This window comes from Pseudomonas sp. DR48 (genome assembly GCF_019823085.1).
In the GTDB taxonomy this organism is placed as follows: Bacteria; Pseudomonadota; Gammaproteobacteria; order Pseudomonadales; family Pseudomonadaceae; genus Aquipseudomonas.
The window spans coordinates 5,877,595-5,900,364 of the sequence record NZ_CP081946.1; the positions used below are offsets into that span (position 1 = coordinate 5,877,595).

Annotated in this window: 18 protein-coding genes and 2 pseudogenes; 6 read left to right on the top strand and 14 right to left on the bottom strand. The window is 54.1% G+C overall.

Features of this window, described 5'->3' with window-relative positions:
- Positions 1-26 precede the first annotated feature (26 nt).
- Positions 27-548 (top strand): cupin, encoded by a 522-nt coding sequence (locus K5K95_RS26555; protein WP_222586841.1) that lies wholly within the window; start codon positions 27-29, stop codon positions 546-548.
- Positions 549-931: 383 nt separating this feature from the next.
- On the opposite strand, the pseudogene K5K95_RS33280 reads toward K5K95_RS26555, so the two are convergent.
- A pseudogene (locus tag K5K95_RS33280) lies at positions 932-1,093 on the bottom strand (general stress protein); the annotation flags it as partial.
- A gap of 261 nt (positions 1,094-1,354) precedes the next feature.
- On the opposite strand from K5K95_RS33280, the gene K5K95_RS26565 reads away from it, so the two are divergent.
- Positions 1,355-1,912, top strand: coding sequence for an ATP-dependent Clp protease proteolytic subunit (locus K5K95_RS26565; protein ID WP_222586842.1), 558 nt, complete (start codon positions 1,355-1,357; stop codon positions 1,910-1,912).
- A 293-nt stretch (positions 1,913-2,205) separates the two neighbouring features.
- Here the strand turns inward: K5K95_RS26565 and K5K95_RS26570 are convergent, their stop codons facing one another.
- From K5K95_RS26570 to K5K95_RS26585, 4 genes are all read right to left on the bottom strand, one after another.
- Positions 2,206-3,090, bottom strand: coding sequence for a manganese catalase family protein (locus K5K95_RS26570; RefSeq protein ID WP_222590438.1), 885 nt, complete (start codon positions 3,088-3,090; stop codon positions 2,206-2,208).
- A gap of 354 nt (positions 3,091-3,444) precedes the next feature.
- Entirely contained in the window at positions 3,445-3,684 is a 240-nt protein-coding gene (locus tag K5K95_RS26575; protein WP_222586843.1) for a hypothetical protein, read from the bottom strand.
- A 449-nt stretch (positions 3,685-4,133) separates the two neighbouring features.
- Positions 4,134-4,955, bottom strand: a complete 822-nt coding sequence (locus K5K95_RS26580; protein ID WP_222586844.1) for a hypothetical protein — start codon at positions 4,953-4,955, stop codon at positions 4,134-4,136.
- Between the two features lie 1,126 nt (positions 4,956-6,081).
- Positions 6,082-6,237, bottom strand: coding sequence for a hypothetical protein (locus K5K95_RS26585; RefSeq protein ID WP_222586845.1), 156 nt, complete (start codon positions 6,235-6,237; stop codon positions 6,082-6,084).
- Positions 6,238-6,408: 171 nt separating this feature from the next.
- Here K5K95_RS26585 and K5K95_RS26590 point away from each other — a divergent pair, with 171 nt between their 5' ends.
- Positions 6,409-6,780, top strand: coding sequence for a TolC family protein (locus K5K95_RS26590; protein ID WP_222586846.1), 372 nt, complete (start codon positions 6,409-6,411; stop codon positions 6,778-6,780).
- Positions 6,781-7,215: 435 nt separating this feature from the next.
- On the opposite strand, the gene K5K95_RS26595 is transcribed toward K5K95_RS26590, so the two are convergent.
- From K5K95_RS26595 to K5K95_RS26610, 4 genes are all read right to left on the bottom strand, one after another.
- The gene (locus K5K95_RS26595) at positions 7,216-8,031 is read right to left on the bottom strand and encodes a DUF3618 domain-containing protein (RefSeq protein ID WP_222586847.1); all 816 of its coding nucleotides are present in this window, start codon (positions 8,029-8,031) and stop codon (positions 7,216-7,218) included.
- Positions 8,028-8,459 (bottom strand): phage holin family protein, encoded by a 432-nt coding sequence (locus K5K95_RS26600; protein ID WP_222586848.1) that lies wholly within the window; start codon positions 8,457-8,459, stop codon positions 8,028-8,030. The genes K5K95_RS26595 and K5K95_RS26600 overlap by 4 nt, the downstream gene beginning before the upstream one ends.
- Complete coding sequence (locus K5K95_RS26605) at positions 8,459-9,106, bottom strand: hypothetical protein (RefSeq protein WP_222586849.1); 648 nt, start codon at positions 9,104-9,106, stop codon at positions 8,459-8,461. Before K5K95_RS26605 ends, K5K95_RS26600 begins: the two co-directional genes overlap by 1 nt.
- Before the next feature lie 438 nt (positions 9,107-9,544).
- On the bottom strand, positions 9,545-10,174 hold the full coding sequence (locus K5K95_RS26610) for a dTMP kinase (RefSeq protein ID WP_222586850.1): 630 nt from the start codon (positions 10,172-10,174) through the stop codon (positions 9,545-9,547).
- Positions 10,175-10,833: 659 nt separating this feature from the next.
- On the opposite strand from K5K95_RS26610, the gene K5K95_RS26615 reads away from it, so the two are divergent.
- Positions 10,834-11,973, top strand: a complete 1,140-nt coding sequence (locus tag K5K95_RS26615; RefSeq protein WP_222586851.1) for a sensor histidine kinase — start codon at positions 10,834-10,836, stop codon at positions 11,971-11,973.
- On the opposite strand, the gene K5K95_RS26620 is transcribed toward K5K95_RS26615, so the two are convergent.
- Positions 11,961-12,905: a sensor domain-containing diguanylate cyclase gene (locus tag K5K95_RS26620; protein WP_222586852.1), complete on the bottom strand. Its 945-nt coding sequence runs from the start codon at positions 12,903-12,905 to the stop codon at positions 11,961-11,963. The genes K5K95_RS26615 and K5K95_RS26620 overlap by 13 nt on opposite strands.
- A gap of 527 nt (positions 12,906-13,432) precedes the next feature.
- Here K5K95_RS26620 and K5K95_RS26625 point away from each other — a divergent pair.
- Complete coding sequence (locus K5K95_RS26625; protein ID WP_222586853.1) at positions 13,433-16,759, top strand: EAL domain-containing protein; 3,327 nt, start codon at positions 13,433-13,435, stop codon at positions 16,757-16,759.
- A gap of 42 nt (positions 16,760-16,801) precedes the next feature.
- On the opposite strand, the gene K5K95_RS26630 is transcribed toward K5K95_RS26625, so the two are convergent.
- The 4 genes from K5K95_RS26630 to K5K95_RS26645 all read right to left on the bottom strand — a co-directional run bounded on the left by K5K95_RS26630 (position 16,802) and on the right by K5K95_RS26645 (position 22,303).
- Positions 16,802-17,992: an MFS transporter gene (locus tag K5K95_RS26630; RefSeq protein ID WP_222586854.1), complete on the bottom strand. Its 1,191-nt coding sequence runs from the start codon at positions 17,990-17,992 to the stop codon at positions 16,802-16,804.
- 69 nt (positions 17,993-18,061) lie between these two features.
- Entirely contained in the window at positions 18,062-20,344 is a 2,283-nt protein-coding gene (locus K5K95_RS26635; protein ID WP_222586855.1) for a heavy metal translocating P-type ATPase, read from the bottom strand.
- A 182-nt stretch (positions 20,345-20,526) separates the two neighbouring features.
- Positions 20,527-21,903, bottom strand: a complete 1,377-nt coding sequence (locus K5K95_RS26640; RefSeq protein ID WP_222586856.1) for an MBL fold metallo-hydrolase RNA specificity domain-containing protein — start codon at positions 21,901-21,903, stop codon at positions 20,527-20,529.
- 154 nt (positions 21,904-22,057) lie between these two features.
- Complete coding sequence (locus tag K5K95_RS26645) at positions 22,058-22,303, bottom strand: Lpp/OprI family alanine-zipper lipoprotein (protein ID WP_222586857.1); 246 nt, start codon at positions 22,301-22,303, stop codon at positions 22,058-22,060.
- Positions 22,304-22,626: 323 nt separating this feature from the next.
- On the opposite strand from K5K95_RS26645, the pseudogene K5K95_RS33285 reads away from it, so the two are divergent.
- Positions 22,627-22,767: pseudogene (locus tag K5K95_RS33285) on the top strand (phosphoribosyltransferase); the annotation flags it as partial.
- Between the last annotated feature and the right edge of the window lie 3 nt (positions 22,768-22,770).

Below are 22,770 nucleotides of genomic sequence, written 5' to 3' on the forward strand. Positions count from 1 at the left end.
ACATACTCGAACGCGGAGGACTTCTTATGGTCAGGTCACAGGTTGTCGATGCTCCCGTGCAAGTGCTGCTCCTCGAACCAAACGATTGGGTACCTAACAACCCTCGCCTTCCTGTACTCATTTACATCAAGGCGATTGCCATTCAAGGGAGCGACCCGGCAGCCTTGTTCGAGAAAACCTTCAACGACAATGGCTGGCCGCCGCAATGGCGCTACGGCGCTTATGACTATCACCACTATCACACCGAAGGTCATGAAGTGCTCGGCGTCGCCGCTGGCTACGCTCGTTTGATGCTTGGCGGGCCGGGTGGTCGGATATTGGAGGTCAGCGGTGGGGATGTGTTGCTCTTGCCTGCCGGTACCGGTCACTGCAATGTCGCATCCAGCGGTGACTTTCTTGTTGTCGGCGCCTACCCCCCGGGCCAGCACGCGGACATCTGTCGCGAAGCACCGACTTCAGAGCAATTGGCAAGCATTCAAAAACTGCAGTTTCCAGAGCAGGATCCCGTTCAGGGCCGGCATGGTGCGATGAGTCGATATTGGGTTTGACACTGCTTACGATGTATCACTCGGTTGAATACTCCCTTCAACCTTATTCCTGATCAGCGAATGCTCTTGAACCAAGCCCCGAAACGAACTCGGGGCTTGATGAACACACCGCATCAGGCTTTGCGTCCTCCACCGCCACCTTGTTCACCACCCTTGCGGCTCATATCTTCGGACTTGTCACGGTCATCGGTAACATTGCTACCGCGCCCACTTCCCTGGCCACCGCTGGTCATTTGATCGGTATCCTTGGATTGCCGTCCTCCTGAGCCCTGACCACCTTTTTGGCCTGGCTTGGAGGCGCCTTCATTGTCATCGGCAAATTCGCCTCCACGACCCGTACCCTGCCCGCCTCCGGACATGCGATCAGTATCGCGGGATGGTTGTCCGCCGGATGCCTGGCCACCTTTCTGGCCCGCCTCAGACGCTCGTTGTGGATCGTTGGCGAAATTCCCGCCAGAGGCTTCTCCACCTTTTTTGCCTGCTTCAGAAGCCTTGTCCCGGTCATTCGCAAAATTACCCGGGTTTTTATTTTCTGTATTAGCCATTTCAATCACCTCTACATCGTTAGCACGAGCATTGGCCCGTATAATTCGGAGGGTGTAGAAAATCGAAAGTTTGAACGAAACATCCAACTTGCGGATGAGTGGATTTTGAGATTTGGTTCCATCGAAAACACGCACATCCGACTGGCGGCCTGCCGGTTTAAAGAGCACCAACCGCTTCTTTTTTTAGATCGAATCGTCGATTTTCAATAGAATGGAAGACTCGCAGGAGCCCTCCACGCATCCAGTTCAGGAGGTCAGTCGATGACAGAACACATCGTTCATTTTCATTGCCAGATCGATCAGTCAACGACTGAGCGCTTCAGGGATTGCTGCCTTGAGGCCATCGACCAAGGCGCCACGTCACTGCTACTGAATCTGTCCACCTGTGGAGGTAGCACCAACTTCGGCTTCACGCTCTACACGTTCCTGAAGTCATTACCCGTACCGCTCTGCGCCATCAATGCCGGCAACATCGAATCGATGGGGATCATCATGTTTCTGGCAGCTGGTCGCAGAATCACCTCCCCTCATGCCAGATTTTTGATTCATCCGATGAACTGGTACTTCAGCCAGAAATCGGTCGACCATCAACGCTTGAGAGAATATCTGTCCAGTCTCGACAATGACCTGGCGCGTTATGTGCAAATCTTTGCGCTCGAAACAGCTGATGCAGAGACCAAACTTGATATTTTTCATTGTCTTTCAGCAGAAGAAAAAGTGATTGCCGCGCACGAATCCCTGTCCTATGGGATTGCTCATGAAATGCGGCAAATGGTGTTCGCCGATGATGTCAAACACTGGAAAGTCAGCGGTGGATGAGCGTGGTGCCGTGGGCATAAGCAAATGCCGACGCATAATCGGCGAAGAATGTCGCTACATGAGCACGCCTATTTTCCATTGGAGTGCTTATGAGAGAACCTCGGTGAAGCCCTGTGAATCTGCTTTGACATTCGCAAAGCGTCTCGTTCGAAAGCTTTTGCAGTGGCCTTGAAAAGACCGGAAAAACGCTGCGTGGCCTCTGCGAAAATCGTATTTGAATTGGATTTCATTTGATTCACCTCACTCAACAACTGAAAGGCACCGCACGCATCAAACGCATGCGGTGATCCTCGTCAGGCTTCAGGTTTTCCCTGTATGCCAGCACCCAGATCGGCACCGGTAATGGGGTTGCTTTGCGGGTCAGACATCGTCCGCGCTTTCATGTCCAGCAACAGCGCATCATCCTCGGCGCTCAGCTCAACACTCGCCGTACCGTCACCACCATCGACGGCAGGTGTTGGCTGCTCGACATACTCCCAATCGTCGCCTTGGTTCCATGGCCCACGCATGCTTTCCTCACCTTGGGACATGTTGAAGTAAACGTTCGTAAACTCCGGCATGCCGGGCAACTTGCCTTGAGGGAAGTTCGGCTGGATCGAGTGCAAGGCTTTTTCAAAGGACAGTTGGTGGGCGATCTCCCTGGTCATCAAGAAACCGAGAGCTTCTTTCACACCCGGATCGTCAGTGACATTCATCAATCGCTCGTAAACGATTTTGGCGCGCGCCTCTGCGGCAATGTTGGAGCGCATATCGGCAGTAGGTTCGCCAATGGTATCGACGTAGGCGGCTGACCACGGCACGCCAGCAGAGTTGGTCAGGGGTGCCCCAGCCCCGTACAGCAGGCTCGTGATGTGCGAGTCGTTGCCCGCACCGTTTATGGCGCGATACAACTCGCCCTCTTCTTCCACGCCCTCTGCCAGGCGGCCTTTGGCGCTTTTGTTGAGCATCACAATTATCGACCCAACGATTTCAAGGTGGCTGAGCTCTTCGGTGGCAATGTCCATCAGCAGGTCCTTTCTTCCCGGATCATCCTCGGCCAAGGCCTGTGTGAAATATCGGGACGCAGCCGCCAATTCACCTTGGGCTCCGCCGAATTGCTCCAGCAAAAGGTTCGCCAACCCTGGATTGGGCTGGGCGACGCGCACGGTGTATTGAAGTCGTTTGTTATGTAAGAACATGGCGAATCTCCTTAGGACTAAAAAGGAGCGATGCTCATTCGGTGATTGACCGAATGCGTCGCCCACAGTCATCTGAAGGGGATGCTTTGGAGAAAATTTTAAAAAGATCGAGGGATCACGACAGGCGGTTTTTAACCGTGCAAATTACCCGTTTTCTCGCCAGTCGTCGGTCACTGTGCAATCGATTGGGTAATTGCACGGACTTGCCCACCCATTTGCATTCGACCTGACCTGTCATTTGCATCGGATTTGACCAGCACAATTCGTGGACATGACCGGCAGAGAACGACCCAATCCGGACGTTCGGTCTTGAGCTCAAAACGCGGAGCTGCTTATCCTGTCGCTTGGCACCCGTTACTCAACCCATCCTAGCTCTGCGTAGGAAATTTGGTCCTGATCGGGGAAGTCTGTCTGGTATTTACCCCATGCCATGAAGGAATAGTATTTGGTCATCGCCTCGAAGTAGCTGTCAGCTTCGACCGTCCAGATCAATTGGGGGTTTGCTGAAAGAAGATTGCGCGCGTCATCACCGTGAATACCTGCCAGGCAGAAAGTCTGGCAACCATCGGGTTCCAGCCAAAGTTCATGTTTCATACTCATAGCTCGTTTTTTTGCCCGGCTTTATGTGCCAGAAAAGCAGATCGAGTGGCCGCTCTTGGCCGGTAATTGCGCGTTGGGCTCAAAAGCCGCTTTTGGCCGTTCTCTGCCTGTCACGAGAGTGAGAAAACGACCCATAGCTGCCTGTGACAGAAAGCCAGAAATCGGACAAAGGCAGGCGTCCGACGCGAATCTGCTTTGAAGGTACCGCCCCATAATACGTGCTATGCCCCGCCGGAAGTACTTAATGCAGCATCGTGTTGGCTCACCCTGATGTGCAACAACAGAAGAATACTTTAAGCGATTATGTATAGAGAGGTGTGCGTTCCACTAAAATTATCGCACAAAGCACTGTCTAGATTGATGCTGATCACCAGTGTAACGAAGAGCATGCAAGACACGCGATAGCCTCAATGGTTCTTCAAACTGCTTCAGCGCAAAATTCATCATTTAACTATCATTGAAGCATTAAGAGAAGATACTACGAAATTTTTAATCCGCTTCCAGTCTGCTCTCTGCTCTACAGGATAACGATATTCAACAAACACGCCAGGGACTAATACAAAGGTACTGCTGCATATTTTAGTAAGGTTCTCTTCACAATTGAGCGCGACGACGGTTCCATCCGGGTACCTGTCGCCATCATCGATCGGAATACTGATCACTTCCCCATTTTTTTTGGATTCATAGACGCCTAATTCTTGATTCAGTGTCGTATAAGTAGTGGACGGTTCCGACCTTGATCTTGGTGCAGCTGTCAAATCAGGTCGGCAAGTTACCATAACCACCAGCGAAGTAGGTTGATTTGAAACTTCGGTTAGGATGACATCTGGGTAAATTTCTTTAATGGTACGCATGGGCACGCGGGCCGCCGCCATGATTCCAGGTCTCGCTATTTTCGAACCATCTTTCAGCGTATTGTCAGGATAGATGTTTTCTAACGCCCACTTCTCTGTTTTGAGGGATTTAAACTCCACCGTTCCAATGAACGCATGACGAGTGATTTTATCACGACCAATCAGCTGATCGTAGCTCATGTTATATTTATCCTTAGTCGAAACTAATGCATCGGTCATGCAAGTGTTCTGCTGAGCCCCCATTGTCTCAGCATTATCTTTGTGCTCAGATTTGCCGCACGCAACTAAGGTTAATGCCGAAGTGATGACTCCAATGACGATCCACATATTTAAATAGCCTATGTAAAAATGCGCAGCGGCCCTCACCACCTCTTTCTTGTACTTTCTGATCATTGCAAATTTTGAGTTCATATGTTCGCCCTCAGTAGTTTTAATGAACTGGCCGATGGGTTACGTCTCTGCCTTAAATAAGGCGTTCACGATGATTTCCCAATATCGGGCGACACGTGCTTCTTTACCATAATTTAACGCGGTTTTCCGCACTACATATCGAATATCTACAGCATGCGCAGGTGTATTTAAACTGCGTGACGGTTAGAAAAGCAGAGTTCATCGGTTTCTTGCTTAATATAACTGTCCGCTTCTGGCCGTTTGCTGCCTGTCACTAGTCCTTAAAATAACCTGGTTATTTCATTCAAGATCCGATCCTGCGTTTCAACACTGGGTCTGTGACGATAAGCCACTGCTAAAAATGCAACGCCTTCGTAGTCGCAGCGGATCGAAAAAGTCATCCCTTGACGAAACCCAAAAACGGACCTGTCTCCGACATCAACAAAATATCTCGCTTTTGTAAGCGCTGATTGAGCGTGCTTCAGGCATTCAGCTTGACTAAGCGAGTGTTGTATCCAACTGGTAGTGACACGTACAGAAGACGTCTCGCTATCATCGATCGGTGGTCGAGCAATGGCTGTGGCAGGTGTATTGATATTGTCGTTACTGGAACAAGCGGTAAGCCCCATTGAGATAACAGTCAGCAAAAAGCCAAAACGAAGTCTCGAATGCTTAAGTGAGTGTCGCATCGCGGGGCGTTCCTCTGACGATGTGCAATGAATAAAAAATGCCTTGTGCTGCCATTCTGCTCGTCTCTGGCGTAGAAACAGACGTTGTTAGCATAGCAGTGGAAAAGTGGCTTTCTGGCAGCCGATCTGCAAGGTCAGCTATTGGCCGTTAGCTGCCTGCATCAGGCGTCGCCTGGCAGCATGATATGGGTAGCATCAACATCCTCTGTTCCCATTCGGACGAATCGGTGGAAAAACGCACCTTCTGACAGCGCAGAGGTGCATGTGCGACCAACGCTTTTACTAGCGTTTGACCCACATGTTGTCCCTTGGAAGAAGTTGCGGTCACCACGCCCGAACAACTGCTGACACTCTCGGCGGACGCTTGGCAGCAGATGGTGAGTTAGCGGCAAAGCAGCGGCTGCTGACTTCAGCCAGCGCCGCCAAATGGCAGTTTCTAAATCAGGTTGCTGCCTTGCTCAAGCCTGGTCGGCTTGCTTGTCATCATCGTCTTTGAGTGCTGGCTTCATACCAGGCTGGGGCGTGTGCTCAGCATTTGGCGCGATTTCTTCGCCGTGGTTCTTTTTCTCTTGCTGTACTTTTTTGTCGTGGGCGACGTTACGTGGGTCGGTCATGGGAATTCCTTGATTTGGCGGATGTTTCGAACACCCATCGACGCGACACGTTGAATGTGAGCGTCGGGGTAAGACTTGGAGTCAGGTCGATCTGAAGCGTTCATTACTTCTCGACTTGCAACTGCCCGGAAAGGCGAGCAGGGAGGAATTAGGCCGTATACAGGCGAAGCTTTGACCATTTATCGACAATCCGTCCTTCGGGCCGCAGAAGATGTGGAGAACTCCTTCATTCAGTTGGGTCAGACCGTGATCCACGTGGTCCAGCTTCAGGAGCAGGTGGAGGCCTTGGAAAAATCTCGGAATCTGTCTGAGCAGGCTTACCGTGCAGGATCGATCACCCTGACCGATGTCCTGGACGCAGATCGTCAGTTGCTGACGGCGCGCGATGAACTCGACGCGAACCGTGCTGATGCTGCACGAGCCGCGGTGGGGGTCTTCCGTGCTCTTGGTGGAGGCTGGGATCCGGCGACACCCCCAGCACAACAAGACCAGACAGCGATCTCTTCCGTCGAAGAGCCAGATCCAAGAGTGCCGTCCTCTTAGCAAGCTCCCACGGGGAAATCCTCTCAGTTGTCGGCGTGCTAGTTCCTGCAGAGATAGCTGCATGGAAGCTCAGCATTACGCAGATGGTCACATCCACTGGAGGCAGTTCATGGCCGTTCTCTGCCGGTCGTCACGACGGCTTCTGGCCGTTCTCTGCCGCTCATGGTGACAAAGCCTGCTGGTCAAATCCGATGCAAATCGTTGGTCAGAACGAATGCAAATGACTGGTCAGGTCGAATGCAAGCGGGTGGTCAAGTGGAGTGCAATTTCGCAATCGATTAAAACTTATTTTTATTGGTTGATCTCAACTGCTGTCACGACCGACTTCAGCTCCACCGAATACTTCTGGCAAACCACTCAACGTTGTTGAGAGAGAGTTGCGGGTTCGGGCAGCGGGAGGACACAGTGCCGAACCTCCCGCCTTTCATTCACCCCTTATGACATTCCCAGACCTCGAGAAAGATCAGTCGACGTATCGGTTGCTGTACGAGTCGGGTTCTCATCCCCGGCCGAATGATCAGTCGTGTTGGTCACCGTGTCTCGCACCGCTTCATATCCCTCGCGCGCCTGCTGTTTGACCTTGTCCGCCAGACCCGCGCTGGTCTTGCCCAGGTAGCGTTGCTCAGTCGCTGTCGAAGGCAACGCCGCCCCCAACATCGCACCTAACGCGATTCCCGCAGCGGCGACCATCAAAGGCTGCTCCTTGAGCAAATGGCTGAACTGATTGCTCATAACTTGTGTAGAGCGCACCAAACGGTCGCTGGCCTCATGAACGGCATGGCTGATGTTTTCTGTAGCAGCCCCCAAATCATCACTCAGGTTCACCGCTTTGCTTTTGACAGTCTGGTAGCCCTCCTTAAACGTGTCTGCTGCCTGGTGTAGATGATCACGGGCATTGTCGATGCCATCAGCAACACCCTCGGCCCACTCACCCACCCTGTTTTGATCAGGGACAATTTGATTGCCGGGACGAGGGGTCGGTGGACGATTCTGACCCAGCATCAACCACAGCAATCCGACCGATGTCAGTACAGCGGGAACCGGGTTATTACGGACGCTGGTGCCCAGGTTGTTCAGGAACGTCGATCCGTTGTTCTGCATAAAAGACAATGCCTGATCGAACACCTGCCCCGGCGTGAACTTACTTTCCAATGCATCAACGATATTGCCGATACTCGCCCGCTGCGCATCGATTTCACGCTCGATGGTTTCAGGGCTTTTCTGCGATTCGATTTCGAATTCACTGTTCATGAGACTTTCCTCCGCAGCGCTTCCTGGTCTTTGTTTAAAGCATCCAGCGTGCGATCAGGCTTGAGGTTTGACGGTTCGAATTGTTTTTTCGCTGACTGCAGCATGACGAAGCCAACGATCATCACCACAACACCGACGATCAGCGCTGCCAGCCAAGGTGCCATGATCATGCTCAGGCCGTAGACAGCAGACATCAGCAAGATGATGAACCCCGCCAGCAGCACAATCGCACCACCCGTGACACCGGCAATGCCGGCCTTGAGCGTCGTGAGACTTTCTTGAAGCTCAGCTTTGGCCAGCGCGAGTTCCTTGGTGAACAGCGCGGGCACTTCACGGGTTAGCTGGCGTATCAGCCCGACAACCGAGGCGTCGGGATCAGGCACAGAGACGGGTCTTGAGCCCGGATAGTCTGGGTTTTCTCTGTTCATCACAGTGCTCCTTTGAAGTTCGTCGAGCCTGGCGTGGAGGTCGTTGCAAAGTCCGAAACATGTTCCCGCTCACTCGGCGAAGCCGCCGCGTTGCCAGTGGACAACGAGCTTTGATCGGTACGTGAAGGAACAGAAGTTTCGTAACGTCGTTGAGCGCCAAAACCACTTGATGGAGGCATCGAGTTGCCTGCTGCAGGATCATTGGCATTGCTGAATGTCGCCGCAGTCGCGACCCCGGCCTTGAGAAAGCGCGACAGGCCAAAACCCAGTGCGATACTGCCAGCAATGAACAGTGCCGGGTTATTACGGGCAAGGTCGGCTCCATCATGAAGCAACTGTTCGGCACTTTTTCCACGCAGATTCCCGGCCAGCCCGCTCATGGACTCCGCCATGTCTGCGAGGTAGTCGGACATGCCAAGGGTGTCCTTGCTTTCCAGTTCGGAAACAACCGATTTCGCACCTTTTGCCAATGCCTCTATCTGGTCGGCTGCCGTATCTCGATATTGACCAAACTGCGCATCAGCCTGTTGTTTTGCGTCGCCAAGCGCCTCAGTCACGTTTTCTTTCAAGTGTTCAAATTTCTGTTCTGGCCCTCCGGAATTGGGTTTATCTGGCTGACTCCCAGTGTTGTTATCTGAAGTATTCATGTCGTCCCTCGCCTTCTGAATGAAAAAGCGTTATTCGGGTTCGCCACGAAATACCCGCAGCTCCCCTCATTTCAAATGACGGAGCGGGTTATGGGGGAGTTCCAACGAAATGATGAGTGAGAAAACTTGATCACCAAACGCGCATGGATAAGCGCACAGCCCAAGCAATCTGTACGTCCTTCAGGAAGGATCGAGAGCTCTGCTGTGATTGCGTCGCCGTTGAGACCAGTGTGTGGAACGGAACGGCGAATCAAGGTGTCGTCTGTATTAGGCGACCTTGTTCGTCGTAATCCTGTGCAGATAGAGAGAGGTGGTTTTCATGAACAATATTATCTACATCGTCGGAGCAGTTGTGATCGTCCTGGTCATTCTTTCGTTTGTCGGCCTTGTATAGCGTTAGCTGCCGAGCATGTCACAACGCATCGCGCATACATGACGCTAGCAATGCTCATGGCGCCCGAGAAGCACTTTATAGATCTCGCGAACCACCTGCATCGTTGCGTCTTCGAGCGTTCCTTCATTACGGCATAACACCCAGCCGTGATCCGCAATCGCGCGCTCGAACGCTTTGGTGCAGGCGACATGTTCTTCCAGCTTATGCATGACCGTACTGCTCAGCCCACGCGATCGTGCTGCTGCCCTCGCCCACGAAATATCCGGGTCGGTGACAACGCCGACATGCAGGTCTGGCACTTGCACGTTTCGATCAATGTTCAACTGCAGAATTTCTGCAAACGGGACTAGCTGGCGAAACGCGGCATCAGACGGATACCAGCGATCGATCAGGATGATGCTGTCTGGTGGCTGTTTAGCCAATACGTGCAGGGAAATCCAGGTGCGGCTATCAGCAAGGCGCTCACAAACCCGTAACTCTAATTCCCGGGTGGGATTTCTGACGAGTTTGTTCACGAGGGCCATGGTTTCACCTCGACAGGGATCGCTTTTTTTCTCGCAAAGTCGGATGACCTTTTTGTTGTCGGCCCTCAGTACTTTCGTGATGGCCTCCAACAGTGTGGTTTTGCCGGCCCCCTTGGGCCCATCCAGAGAAACAAACAGCGCACGATTCATTCTTCACATAACGATAGATAAACGGTTTTTATTGCCCTATTCGTTCGCTGTAATCGCTTGGCGCAACTATGCGAATCGAGTGGAAAGCCCTTGTGAGCACTCTAACTTAGTTTCTGGCCGGCGGATCTCAAAAAAAAGCTGGTTCTATTTGGAGCGCTCGCGGTCACTCGGCAAAGGTTGCTGATTCTATCCATCGCCACGACGCTTGGCTGTGCGGCTATTTATCGTCGGTCTTTTGCTCGGGATTGCATCGATCAACCACCAGGAGAGCGCGGCTTACAGCCACGTGGCAGACGCCAATCACCTCTGAGCAGCCAAGCCAGTAAAAATGCAAAATTAACTCGCCAAAACCTATACAAGAAACTAAAGTTGTACAAAATCTGTAGAGTTTTTGATTACCATGTCTCCTTCGGAAAGTCTTATCGCTTGGCACGGAAACTGGAGCCTTTCGCAGGCTACCGTCACTTGCAAGTCATGCAAGGCGACGCAGTCCGAACTCGATAGAAAAAGCGATTTCCCCCATGCCACAACGTGCTCGAGAGCAGCTTTGGCGAGGACACGACCCTGGGATGAGCTCGATGAAATTCGCCATGCCCTCCCCCCTTACACCTGAGGTGTTACGCCTGACGAAGGCCTACGAATAACCAGGATCTATCGGCATGCGCTTGTCAGACTTCATCATCAAGAATCTTGAGCCGATACTGCAAGCTTGGGAGGATTTTGCAAGAACCATCGAGGTCCCCGGCAAAGCTCTGGATTCCAAGGCTTTACGCGATCATGCCGAACAGATGTTGCGCGCTATCGCGTTAGACATGCGCACGTACCAGTCCGCTCAGGAACAGATCGCCAAGGCGCATGGGAATGCCCCTGTGGACGAGTTGGAAACCGCCGCGGAAATCCATGCCGTCACACGTTTAATGGCCGGCTTTACCCTGGATCAAATGGTGTCGGAGTATCGCGCGCTGAGAATGAGCGTGGTCGGCCAATGGCTGGGGCAGGTGAAAGTCGGGGCAGCTTTTGAAGTGGATGACATGACCCGCTTCAACGAAGCCATCGACCAGGCGCTAGCCGAATCCATTGCTAGCTACTCGAGTGCTGTAGAGGCCTCACGCAATGTCTTTCTGGGCATTCTCGGCCATGATTTACGCACGCCGCTGGGCGCTATTTTGCTGGGGGCCGATGTGTTGCGAAACTCGGACGATCTGGGGCCCCGTGAGACTAAAATTGCATCAGGGATATATACCAGCGTCAGACGCGCCAGCCAGATAGTCGGCGACTTGCTGGACCTGACCCGCTGCCAGATGGGCCCAGGGATTCCCGTTAAAAAGGAATACATCGACCTGACGCCCCTGTGCACGCGCATGGTGGAAGAGATTCGAACGTTTCATCCCGGCGCGAAGATCATATTCAACTCAGGTGCATCGGCTTGTGGTGAATTCGATGGAGCCCGAATTGAGCAAGTCATCTCCAATCTGCTCAGCAATGCAGTTCAACATGGTGATCTGCAGTTTCCTATCGAGGTCACGCTGGAGCCAGTAGACGGTAGCGTGATTTTCTCTGTACACAATCGTGGCGAGCCTGTACCAGAAGAAATCCTGCCCTTTATCTTTAACCCTATGGAACGTGTCTCGCTGTCCACTACCAGTGGTCTTGGCCCAAGCGCCGGGCTGGGGTTGGGCCTGTACATCGCCTCCGAGATTGTGGCCGCACACTCGGGGACAGTGGATGTGACTTCCGACCGAGCGCGTGGAACCACTTTCGTGGTCAAAGTACCTGTCGGTAAATCTCAAAGTATTTGAGAAACAACTTCTCCAGTTTTTTTCGTGCGCTTCTGCTCATACATCTCATTGTCAGCGAGCGTCATCGCCGAGCTTATGTTATTGGAAGCGTTAGCCATGGCTAAACCGATAGAAGCACTGACGCCCAACAGTTGGAGTGACTCGTACACCCTCTCGCGAAGCGCCTCGCCGCCGACTTTGTCGCAATTGACACCGATGACTCCGAACTCATCGCCCCCAAGTCTTGCAACGATATCGCCGGATCTCGAAGCGTGAATCAAGGCGTCAGCGGCACTCTTGAGCGCACTGTCACCCGCAGCATGACCTTCGCCATCATTGATGAGTTTCAAATCGTCTATATCAATAATCACAACCGCTGAGGAATGTCCGTAACGACGGTTTCGAATGTCCTGAGCCGTGGCCAACTGATCCCAGCCCGCACGGTTATAAAGTCCCGTCAAGGCATCGTTAAGTGCCTGCGCTTCGAATCGCTCCGCTCTGCTCGCCTCTTCATCGGCCCTCAACTCCATTTGCAAAATCTTGCTGAGCACCTTGGCGACCATTTCGATGAGTTCCTGGTCTTCCCTGATTTTTTCAGGTTGAGTCGATGGATCAATGGCGCACAGGGTGCCGAACAAGGAGCCATCGGACAGCAGAAGTGGCACCCCGATGTACGAGTTGATGGTGAGCTGGCGACTAATGGGCGCCGCTGCATAACAAGGCACCAGTCCGACGTTTGGCGCTATTCGTGGCCCGAGCCCCTTGACCATGTGACTGCAAAAAGAATCGCTCCAGATGAGGACTTTGCCTGGCTGAATTTGATAGCCATGATCTTCGCAATGCAAAACGGTCCAGTCGTCGCCGTCAGCCCGGGTAACCATCCACAAATCGAACCCCAGCCGGTGCCGCAAGAACGAAAGCACTTCACGCGCGGTATCTTCAAAATCACTCATCGGGTATTTCGACTCATAGGTTGGGCATAGGCAAAAAAGGTGGACACCATCACCGAAACGCCGAGTGGGCCTATGAAGGGTGGACGATTGTATCTGGTCACCACAGAGCAGAGTTCGAGCCCGTCAAGGAAGCCGACGAAACGTCTTATTTCAGAAAAAATGCACCTTTCGGTACCTCTGAGCTCAAACGCTTTATCGGGCGTTAATACGAAAGATTTCCAGTAGCTCACTACAGAAGGGCTCTGGAAAAATTTGCCAGGGAGCCTATATCAGGAGTTTCTATCTGACCCATGATTGAATGCCATGCCTTTTCCACCCCTTATACATTAATTTTATTTTGTACAGGTATTGATACTGGCCTTGAAAGCAAATCAGCAACTGTATTCGTAGTTGCGAAGCAGACGTTAGAAACATCAAGACCTGCCCATCACAAAATAACCGGGGTTTAAACATTGGAAGAATTACGGATGGCAAACCCGGGATTTAACCCATTTGCACTTGTTTCGCATAAACGATCGCTTCGATCCATGTTGCTCCCTATCAGCATCTTGTTGTTAGGTACGTTGCTCTCCGTAACGCTAGGGCACTTGGACGTCCAGCAAGAATCAAGTAAGGATAGAGCGCAGGTCACTACGAAACTGACGGGCGTCCGAGCTCATTTAGAAGGTCAAATAAATGCTACGTTTGATGCGACGGAAGGTATTGCTCAGCTATTGAGGTTGGACGGCGGCATAACAACTGCGCATTTTGAGGGAATGGCGGAGCAAGCAATGGCTCTGCAATCGCACATCCATCACATCGCGCTTGCTCCCAACGACGTCATTCGCAGTGTCTATCCCATCAAAGGCAATGAAGGCGTTTTAGGCGTTGATTACCACAATCTGCCCGGCCAGTACGCAGCCGTATTGAGATCTCGGGAGTCAAGAGCCCCCGTGCTGGCAGGCCCTATTGACCTTTTCCAGGGAGGGCGAGGTTTTATTCATCGGCGCCCGGTGTTTGTCACCACCCAAGACGGTACTGATCGTTATTGGGGCAGCGCGTCAGTTGTGGCTGATGTTGATGCATTGCTTGAAGCCGGTGGCATCAATGCGCGAGGGACACTTGAGCTGGCCCTACGAGGTGCAGACGGATTAGGCAACAACGGAAAAATGATCTGGGGAAATCCAGCAGTATTTTCAGAAGATGCCATTACAACCTCTGTCGATGTGCCAGGCGGCACCTGGCAGCTCGCGGCGATTCCTCGGGAAGGCTGGAGGAACGGCACACTCTTCACCTCACCTTTGTTTATCTTTGCGCTGACCTGCACCGGCTTTTTTACCTTTCTTGCTGCTCAACTGAGCCGAAGTCACCGCCTTATTCGCCAGCGCCATGCGCAGCTCGCCAAGGAAATTGAAGAGCGTGAGATTGCGGAACTATCTCTAGTACAAAGTGAAGCACGCTTCCGCGCCCTGTTTGAGCGCTCGCCAGATCCGATATGGATCCTGCGTCGCGGCGGCATTTGTAGTGATGCAAACACCGCAGCCCTCAAGTTATTCGGTTATGAAGACTTGGAAACGCTACATGAAGTCAAAGCCACTGATATTTCTCCTCCGTTTCAAAGCGATGGTCAATGCACGACAAAGAAAGCACAAGTCATGTTGAACATGGCAATGGAAAAAGGTGTTCATCGTTTTGAATGGCTCCATAAAAGTGCCGACGGGGTGGTATTTCCAGCTGAAGTAACGCTCTCCACCGTTGCGTTGTCGGGGGAGTTAATGCTGTATGCGGTGGTTCGAGACATCTCCGACCGTAAAAAGGCCGAACAGGCATTACTTACTCAAACGACTTTGCTTCAGGATGTTGTGGATAATGCACCGTCGCTGATTTATGTGTTCGATCTCCAGGGAAATCTTCAACTTTACAATCTCATGTTTGAGCGCGCAGTAGGCTTATCGTTTGCAGAGATGAACGGCAGGCCGCGCGAAAGCTTTCTGACCTCTGAAGAGGCTGACACCCAACGTCAAAATGACGAACAGGTTCTTGCTACTGGAAGCGCCATGCGCTTTGAGGAACAGATCGACAGAAATAACACTACTCATATTTACCTTACAACCAAGTGCGTTCTTTACGACAATGATGGCCAGCAAACAGGTGTGCTCAGCATTTCTACTGACATCACTGAAATCAAGCAAAGTACCGAACAATTAAGACTTGCGGGCGTTGTCCTGGAGAACACTGCCGACGGCGTGATTATCACTAATGCTCTGGGTCATATCGTATCGATCAATAAAGCATATTCTGATATCACAGGCTTCAGCGCAGAAGAGTCTATAGGGTTGAAGCCCTATATCCTTATTTCAGAGGAACAGAATCTCGATTTCTACCGCGATATCCAGGAGACGCTCAAGGCCAATGGATTTTGGCGTGGCGAGCTCTGGAACCGTCGAAAAAATGGCACGCTTTATCCAAAGTGGATGACGATAAACACTGTGTTCGACGAGTTCGGTCAGCCCGTCAACTACGTGGCCGTTTTTTCAGATATATCAGCGATCAATCAGTCGCAATGCGAGCTTGACCGCATGGCGCATTATGACCCGGTTACAGGCCTGCCCAATCGTCTCCTCTTCCAGGAAAGACTCCAGCACTCACTGGATCTTTCCTTAAGCTATGACCAGGCACTTGCAGTGCTTCTGGTGGACCTGGATGGCTTTAAAACGGTAAACGATAGCCTTGGTCACTCGATGGGAGACTTGCTACTGCAGCAAGCAGGCATTCGCTTTTCGCAGTGTGTACGCGTTGAGGACACCGTCTCTCGAATAGGCGGAGACGAATTTGCAGTCATTTTGAACAACCTCAGCCAGCCAACCGATGCCATCGTCGTCGCGAAAAAACTGCTGATGTCTCTCCAGGAGCCTTTTGATCTAAGGGGAAACTCCACGCTGCTGACAGCCAGCATCGGGATTGCAGTAGCACCGCAAGATAGCGAAACGCCAGAGCAATTGCTCCGTCAAGCGGATACGGCCATGTACGGCGCCAAAGAAAGCGGTCGCAACGACTATCGCTTCTATCAGCCTGAAATGACCCTTCGCGCGCAGGAGCGTTTGATCCTGGAGCGCTCCCTGCGACGTGCAGTAAAAAACCATGAGTTTGAAGTCTGGTATCAACCAAAGATCAATCTGATGAGCGATAAGGTTGAAGGCGCCGAGGCACTGGTTCGTTGGCGCGATCCGGTTCACGGCCTTATCTCCCCGGCGGACTTCATTCCCCTGGCAGAGAGTACCGGGCTGATAATCCAGATAGGTGAGCAAGTTATCGACAGGGTCTGCCGTGATATTCGACGCTGGATCGATAGTGATATCGCTTGCGGGATTGTCGCTGTCAATGTGGCGGCTATACAAATTGACCGAACTGATTACGTCGAGACACTTCGAGCGGCGTTGTATAAATATGATTTGCCCGCGAGCGTCCTGGAGGTAGAAGTTACGGAGAGTTTGATGATGGCGAGTCCAGAGCACTCCAGAGAAGTCTTGAGCACGCTCCAAAGTCTGGGGATCTCGACGGCGATCGATGACTTTGGCACAGGCTACTCATCCCTGGCCTATCTAAAGATGCTGCCCATCAATAGTCTGAAAATTGATCGCAGCTTCGTTTCCGATCTGCCTCACGACAAAAGTGATGTGGCCATCACCAAAACCGTCGTTGAGTTGGGACATGCCCTGGGCTTCAAGATTATTGCGGAGGGCGTTGAGACCGCTGAGCAGAGCTCTTTTCTGCGAAGCATCGGATGCGACCAGGGACAGGGCTATCTCTATGCACGCCCGATGCCGGCGATAGAGTTTGAGTCGTGGTTGAAGAGTGATAAATATTTTGAGTGAAGCCTATGGTGCTGGCGCCTGACTTGCTCTTCATCTGAAGAATCACTGCTTCTTCAGTAAGAGCAAGAGTAACGCTGTCGCGGCAATCACCGCCCCCACGAAGAACGTGCTGCCTGACCCGAAGCTTTGCCATAACCCGCCCGCCAGAACACTGGCGATTAGCATGCACACGCCACTGACCAGATTGAAAATGCCGAAGGCGGTGCCCTTGAGTTTCCCCGGCGCTGTATCGGCGACCAGCGAGGCAAGGATGCCTTGGCTGAATCCCATGTGAAGTCCCCACAATGCAACGCCCAGCATCATCGTGATGACAGTGCTGGACTGAGCCAGCACCAGATCCGCCAAAACAAGTAACCCCATCCCCACGCAGAGCAGCTTCGTACGGCTCATACGATCAGACAGCCAGCCGGCGGGGTAAGCGGAAAACGTGTAGAAAATCGACATGACCACCATCACCAGCGGAATCCAGGTGACCGACAGACCTGTCTCCTGCGCACGCAATACTAAAAATGCCTCGCTGAAACGGGCCAGTGTAAACACCCCACCGACAATGACGACCCACCAGTAGCCAGCAGAGAACTCGCGAAGGACTCGCCAATGGATAGGCGATCGGAATTTATGTTCGCTGGCGACGTGTGTGGGTTCTTTTACGCCGGCGACAATCAGAGCCACTGCGACGGTTGCGGGTATCACCGCAAACCAAAGGACGAGCTGGAGATCGGCAAGCCATAGCATCAGCAGGATGGCCATAGCCGGGCCAAGAACAGCGCCTACGGTGTCCATTGATTGGCGCAAACCAAAACAGGCGCCACGGATCTCGGGCGGCGAAACATCGGCAACCAGGGCATCGCGCGGCGCACCACGAATGCCTTTGCCAATGCGGTCCAGAAAACGTGCGGTAAAGACCACTTCAACCGAGTGCGCCAGAGGAAACAGGGGTTTGCTCAGCGCGGCCAAACCATATCCCAGCAACAGCAATCCTTTGCGTCGGCCAATGAAGTCGCTGATCGCGCCAGAGAATATCTTGACGAGCATGGCTGTCGACTCGGCAACTCCCTCGATCACCCCGACGGTCAATGCACTCGCCCCCAACGTCGTGACCAAAAATACGGGCAACAAGCTGTGTACCAGCTCGGAAGACAGATCCATGAACAGACTGACAAAGCCCAACGCCCAGATCGTGCGCGGAATGCGAAGACGCTCGGCTTTGGTGGTCGGACTTTCGTGACTCATATTTTCTTCCTTAACTCATGGGCACCGAGGAAAGACTGCGCAAAGGCGCTGTGTGCTGGAACAAGACGTCTAACGCCCATCAAGAAAGCGGAACAACTCCTCCTCCTGATCAAAGTGCAGTCGCACCAGGGTATCCAGTCGAATCAATTGATGCTGAATCTCGTCAGCGGGCGTCGTTGCCGGATCAGCACTAAAATCACGGCTCATGCGCACCAACAGGTGGATAAGGCGAAAAATCTCGCGGTGAGCATGGCTCATCGCTGACATCGGGTCTTCGCCGGGCATGCTTTGCGTCAGCAGCGGATACAGTGTTTTTTCATCGTCGCGTTCATGGTCCGCCAATGAGGTTTGCAGCTTGTCGACCAGTTCCAGCAAGTCGGCCTGCGCTTGCTCAACCGGGCGCCAGGCAAAGTCACTGGCCATCTGGTGCAGCTCGCTCAACACGCTGGACAGCTGCTGGTGTTCATCTTGCAAGCGATCGATAAGCTCCGCCGTCAGCTTTTGCTGCCGGCGCCCCCACAATGGCCCCAATGCCCGCAAGGCGTTCATGATAATCAGCACATCGATGCCCTCCTGCACCACGGCGCCGATCAGTGGCGGCAGATAACCGAGGGCCGCGACCACCATGGCCAGCAGCGACATGCCCATGCCGGCCAGCACGCCAAGACGGGCAATGTGGCGGGTGCGTCGGGCGATGTCCAGCGCCTCGACGAGGCGATCCAGACGATCCACCAGCAGCACGACACCGGCAGCTTGCGCAGAAGCCGTCGCACCGCTGGCCCCCATCGCGACGCCGACGTTCGCCGCCGCCAATGCGGGGGCATCGTTGATGCCATCGCCGACCATCAGCGTGCTGGTGCGCTGGCAACCCTCCTGGACGGCACGCACCTTTTCCTCTGGGGTCAACCCGGCTCGCAGTTCGTCAATTCCAGCAGACAGCGCGATCATCTCGGCCGGTTCCAGACGATCCCCGGTGAGCATGACGATCCTCTCGATACCTCGGTTGCGCAGTCGACGCAGCGTTTGCGGGGTTTCGCGCCGAACGTTGTCCGAGAACACCAGCAGGCCGGCAAGTAGTCCATCCACCTCGATGAAGCTTCCGGTGCAAGCCAGATAATCCATGTGGCGCAGCATGACGGTGGCCCAATCGGTCGCGGGGGAGTCCCGGTGAGCAAAAGACAACGTGCCGAATCGCACACGCCGGCCATCGATCAACCCACAAAGACCCGATCCGGGACTTTCTTCCACCTCCTGCGGGACGCTGAGTGGCAGTTGGCGCTGGTGCGCCGCCTCGACAATCGCCTGGGAGATCGGGTGCGTCGAGGCCTGTGCCAGCGACGCTGCCAGGCCAAGCAATTGCTGCGGATCGGCCACCCCGTTGACTTCGATCGACTGCAGTCGGGCATGCCCGCTGGTCAATGTGCCAGTCTTGTCGAAAAACATTTGCTTGATCCCGGCCAGCGCCTCCAGCGTTGCTCCGTCCTTGATCAGGATCCCGCGTCGCGCCGCCCTGGAAATCCCTGACAGGATCGAAATGGGCACCGCCAGGATCAATGGGCAAGGTGTCGCCACCACCAGCACCGCCAAGGCACGCAAGGGATCACCACTGAGTTGCCAGGCCAATGCGGCGATCAGCAGTGTCAGAGGAATGAAGACCAGCGCATAGCGGTCAGCCAGACGCACGAAAGGCGCGCGCGAACGGCGTGCTGCCTCGGCCAGTCGCACTATTGCGGCGTAGGTGCTTTGCGCAGCCGTTCGCGTAGCGATCAGCAGGATGGGCGCGCCAACATTTGAGACGCCGCTGGGCAGTGGCTCTCCCTCCCGGCGGGTCACCGGCAACGATTCACCACTGAGCGCCGATTCGTCCAGAATGGCCGAAGGACTCAGCAGGCGACCATCCACCGGCACCACTTCCCCCAGGCGTACCAGCAAGGTTTGATGCGGCTGGATTTGTTCAACAGGGATCTGGCGCAAGCCGCCCTCCTCCTGCAACCAGGCAAAACGCGGTGCCCTGTCGATCAGCGCACGTAGCTCACGCTCGGCGCGTTGGCGAGTGAAAAACTCCAGGGTCCGTCCGGTCGCGAGCATCAAGGCAATCACTGCGGCGACAAGCGTCTGCTTGAACACCAGTGCGGCGCCAATCGACAGCAGCGCGATCAGGTCGACCCCCGCCTCGCGCCGAGCCAGACGCCCGACGATCTCGACGAGCAACACCAGCGCCATCACCAGACTGCCTGCGGTCCAGCTCATCGAAGCCCAGTCAGACTTTTGCGCCACCTGCGCAGCGCCACCGGCCAGCAACGTCAGGGTCGTGAGCAGCAACAGGATGGGGTCCCGCCATTTACTGAGCATTGAAGTGGGCACCTTGAAAACGCGGCTTTCCCTCGCGATGAATCATCCGCCGCTTTCGAGGTAGAGCTTAGGACTTGAACGTCTTTTGTGTCGGTCAATACGGTGCCACGAAGGCGATGATGACGATCATCATCAGGATTTTGATGTCTACCCCGCGCGGCACAGGCGAGTGCAAACGGGCGTTACGGCGATGAATCGTTGCGAGTGAGTTCGACGTTTTCGCGATACTCCGGCACCGACACCGACCATCCCAATTCCACGCTGATACGTCGGCGCAGCACATCCGAGGCATTAGGCTCCCCATGCACGACGAAGGTGTGTTTGGGAGGTCGTTTGAAGCCGCGCAACCACTGCATGATTTCGTCGGCATCCGCATGGGCAGACAGGGTTTCCATCGGCACCACCTCAGCGCGGATCGGCACGTCCTTGCCGTGGATACGCACTGAAGGCGCCCCCGCGATAATGTGTGCGCCACGGGTTCCGCCGGCCTGAAACCCGGGAATCAGCAAGGTGTTGATCGGGTTGGGGGCCAACGCCTTGAGGTGATGGATCACCCGTCCGCCGGTGGCCATCCCGCTCGCGGCGATAATCACCGCTGGGGTGCGCTGCTGGTCCAGCTCGATAGACTCACGGGTCGTTCGCACGAAGTGCGCGACACTGCACATGCCTTCGCAATCCTTTGCTGACAATCGGTGCTCGCTGCCGAAGCGCTGATACAAATGCGTGACGTCGGTGGCCATGGGGCTGTTGAGGTAGATCGGCACGACGGGAATCGCGTGTTGTTGCTTGAGTTGGTACAGGTGGTACATCAGCAACTGGGCACGACCCACCGCGAACGATGGCACCAGGGTAATGCCGTGACGCAACGTGGTGCGGGTGATGACATCGGCCAACTGCGCTAGCGGCGATTGCGACGGATGTTTACGGTCGCCATAGGTCGACTCCACCAGCAGATAATCCGCCTGTTCGACGGGTTCCGGGGCGAACATCAGCGGATCTTCCGGACGCCCCAGATCCCCGGAACACAGCAGTGTGATGCCATCGGCGGTCACTTCCACCGTGGCGGCGCCGAGGATATGCCCGGCACCGCGTAACAGGATGGCAAAGTCAGGAAGAATGTCGACTCGGTGATGCAATTCCACCGGCCGCAACAGTTTCAGGGCTCGTTCGGCATCTTTCTCGGTGTAAAGCGGCAAAGCCGGCGCATGTTTGGAAAAACCGTGCCGATTGGCAAACTCGGCTTCCTCTTCCTGCAGACGTCCACTGTCCAGTAGCAGGATTGCCACCAGTTCACAGGTGGCGGGCGTGGCATACACCGGTCCGCGATAACCATTGCGCACCAGCACCGGCAGATAGCCGCTGTGATCCAGATGGGCATGGGTCAGCACAATGGCGTCGAGGTCGGAAACCGGTAGCTGAAACGGGTCCCAGTTGTGCAGTCGCAATTGCTTATAGCCCTGAAACAAACCGCAATCGATCAGCACATGCCGGTCACGGTGCTCCAGCAAGTACTTGCTGCCTGTGACGGTGCCAGCGGCGCCGAGAAATGTCATTCGCATGCCCGTCTCCTGAATCGCTCGTGTAAAGGTCATAGAACGCTCTTTACAGACCCGCGGTCGTTGATATTTATCAAGCCCGGTCCGCACCTCACTGACAATGCTTACCTGCGATGCTGCAACCCTGCGTTCCTGTCAGGGCTTGATGCTCGTCTCTTCATTTGCGTGTCGCTTTACCGGCCGTGCGGCTGTTGGCTTCATCGGCAGTTTGTTGTGCCTTTCGAGCTACTTCCGCAGCCAGTAATGCCCTGGTGTAAGCCTGATCGGCCCGTAGCCGTGCCATCGCCGCTTTGTTTTCTGCTGATTCCAGGCGTGCACTGATTTCCTGGGCGTACTTATCCGTGCACCCGGCAGTGGTTGCCAGGAGAATGCCGAGCCAGGCAACAGGCAAACACTTGTTCATGATCGACTCCTTGGTGGATACCGACCTGATACGGTCAGTCATGCCAAGTATCCAAGTGTCACCCGCGGTGCCCTCTGATATTTATCAACAAACCACATGGCTAATAACGGCCTGTGCCTGGAAACCATCTGCCGGGGCATCGCGCACCCGCGGGCGCCCTCCTCTGTGCTGGTCCGGCGATCACAAGTCCGGTGCGAAGCCCAACGCTGATTGCTTGACCGCCAAAATCCAGCAATCACTGACCAGCGGCGCATAACCGTTGTATGCAGGAGATAAATTTATCAATATCAATCGCGCCAGTGCCGACCGGGCTAGATTGAATATATGTCTGCCAGCAGACGATCCGGGCCGACATCGTCGGCGTGCATCTGCAAGTCGCCGCCGATGACATCGTCGAGTGCAACGTGCCGCCCTTCGAGCAGGAGTTTTGCATTGAGGTTGTGCGCCATGGCGCCGCTCGCTGACGG

What these genes read in the sequence shown, in the direction of transcription:
- K5K95_RS26555 (WP_222586841.1), top strand. Translation starts at nt 27, where the DNA reads ATGGTCAGGTCACAGGTTGTCGATGCTCCCGTGCAAGTGCTGCTCCTC.
- K5K95_RS26565 (WP_222586842.1), top strand. Translation starts at nt 1,355, where the DNA reads ATGACAGAACACATCGTTCATTTTCATTGCCAGATCGATCAGTCAACG.
- K5K95_RS26570 (WP_222590438.1), bottom strand. Translation starts at nt 3,090, where the DNA reads ATGTTCTTACATAACAAACGACTTCAATACACCGTGCGCGTCGCCCAG.
- K5K95_RS26575 (WP_222586843.1), bottom strand. Translation starts at nt 3,684, where the DNA reads ATGAAACATGAACTTTGGCTGGAACCCGATGGTTGCCAGACTTTCTGC.
- K5K95_RS26580 (WP_222586844.1), bottom strand. Translation starts at nt 4,955, where the DNA reads ATGAACTCAAAATTTGCAATGATCAGAAAGTACAAGAAAGAGGTGGTG.
- K5K95_RS26585 (WP_222586845.1), bottom strand. Translation starts at nt 6,237, where the DNA reads ATGACCGACCCACGTAACGTCGCCCACGACAAAAAAGTACAGCAAGAG.
- K5K95_RS26595 (WP_222586847.1), bottom strand. Translation starts at nt 8,031, where the DNA reads ATGAACAGTGAATTCGAAATCGAATCGCAGAAAAGCCCTGAAACCATC.
- K5K95_RS26600 (WP_222586848.1), bottom strand. Translation starts at nt 8,459, where the DNA reads ATGAACAGAGAAAACCCAGACTATCCGGGCTCAAGACCCGTCTCTGTG.
- K5K95_RS26605 (WP_222586849.1), bottom strand. Translation starts at nt 9,106, where the DNA reads ATGAATACTTCAGATAACAACACTGGGAGTCAGCCAGATAAACCCAAT.
- K5K95_RS26610 (WP_222586850.1), bottom strand. Translation starts at nt 10,174, where the DNA reads ATGAATCGTGCGCTGTTTGTTTCTCTGGATGGGCCCAAGGGGGCCGGC.
- K5K95_RS26615 (WP_222586851.1), top strand. Translation starts at nt 10,834, where the DNA reads ATGCGCTTGTCAGACTTCATCATCAAGAATCTTGAGCCGATACTGCAA.
- K5K95_RS26620 (WP_222586852.1), bottom strand. Translation starts at nt 12,905, where the DNA reads ATGAGTGATTTTGAAGATACCGCGCGTGAAGTGCTTTCGTTCTTGCGG.
- K5K95_RS26625 (WP_222586853.1), top strand. Translation starts at nt 13,433, where the DNA reads ATGTTGCTCCCTATCAGCATCTTGTTGTTAGGTACGTTGCTCTCCGTA.
- K5K95_RS26630 (WP_222586854.1), bottom strand. Translation starts at nt 17,992, where the DNA reads ATGAGTCACGAAAGTCCGACCACCAAAGCCGAGCGTCTTCGCATTCCG.
- K5K95_RS26635 (WP_222586855.1), bottom strand. Translation starts at nt 20,344, where the DNA reads ATGCTCAGTAAATGGCGGGACCCCATCCTGTTGCTGCTCACGACCCTG.
- K5K95_RS26640 (WP_222586856.1), bottom strand. Translation starts at nt 21,903, where the DNA reads ATGCGAATGACATTTCTCGGCGCCGCTGGCACCGTCACAGGCAGCAAG.
- K5K95_RS26645 (WP_222586857.1), bottom strand. Translation starts at nt 22,303, where the DNA reads ATGAACAAGTGTTTGCCTGTTGCCTGGCTCGGCATTCTCCTGGCAACC.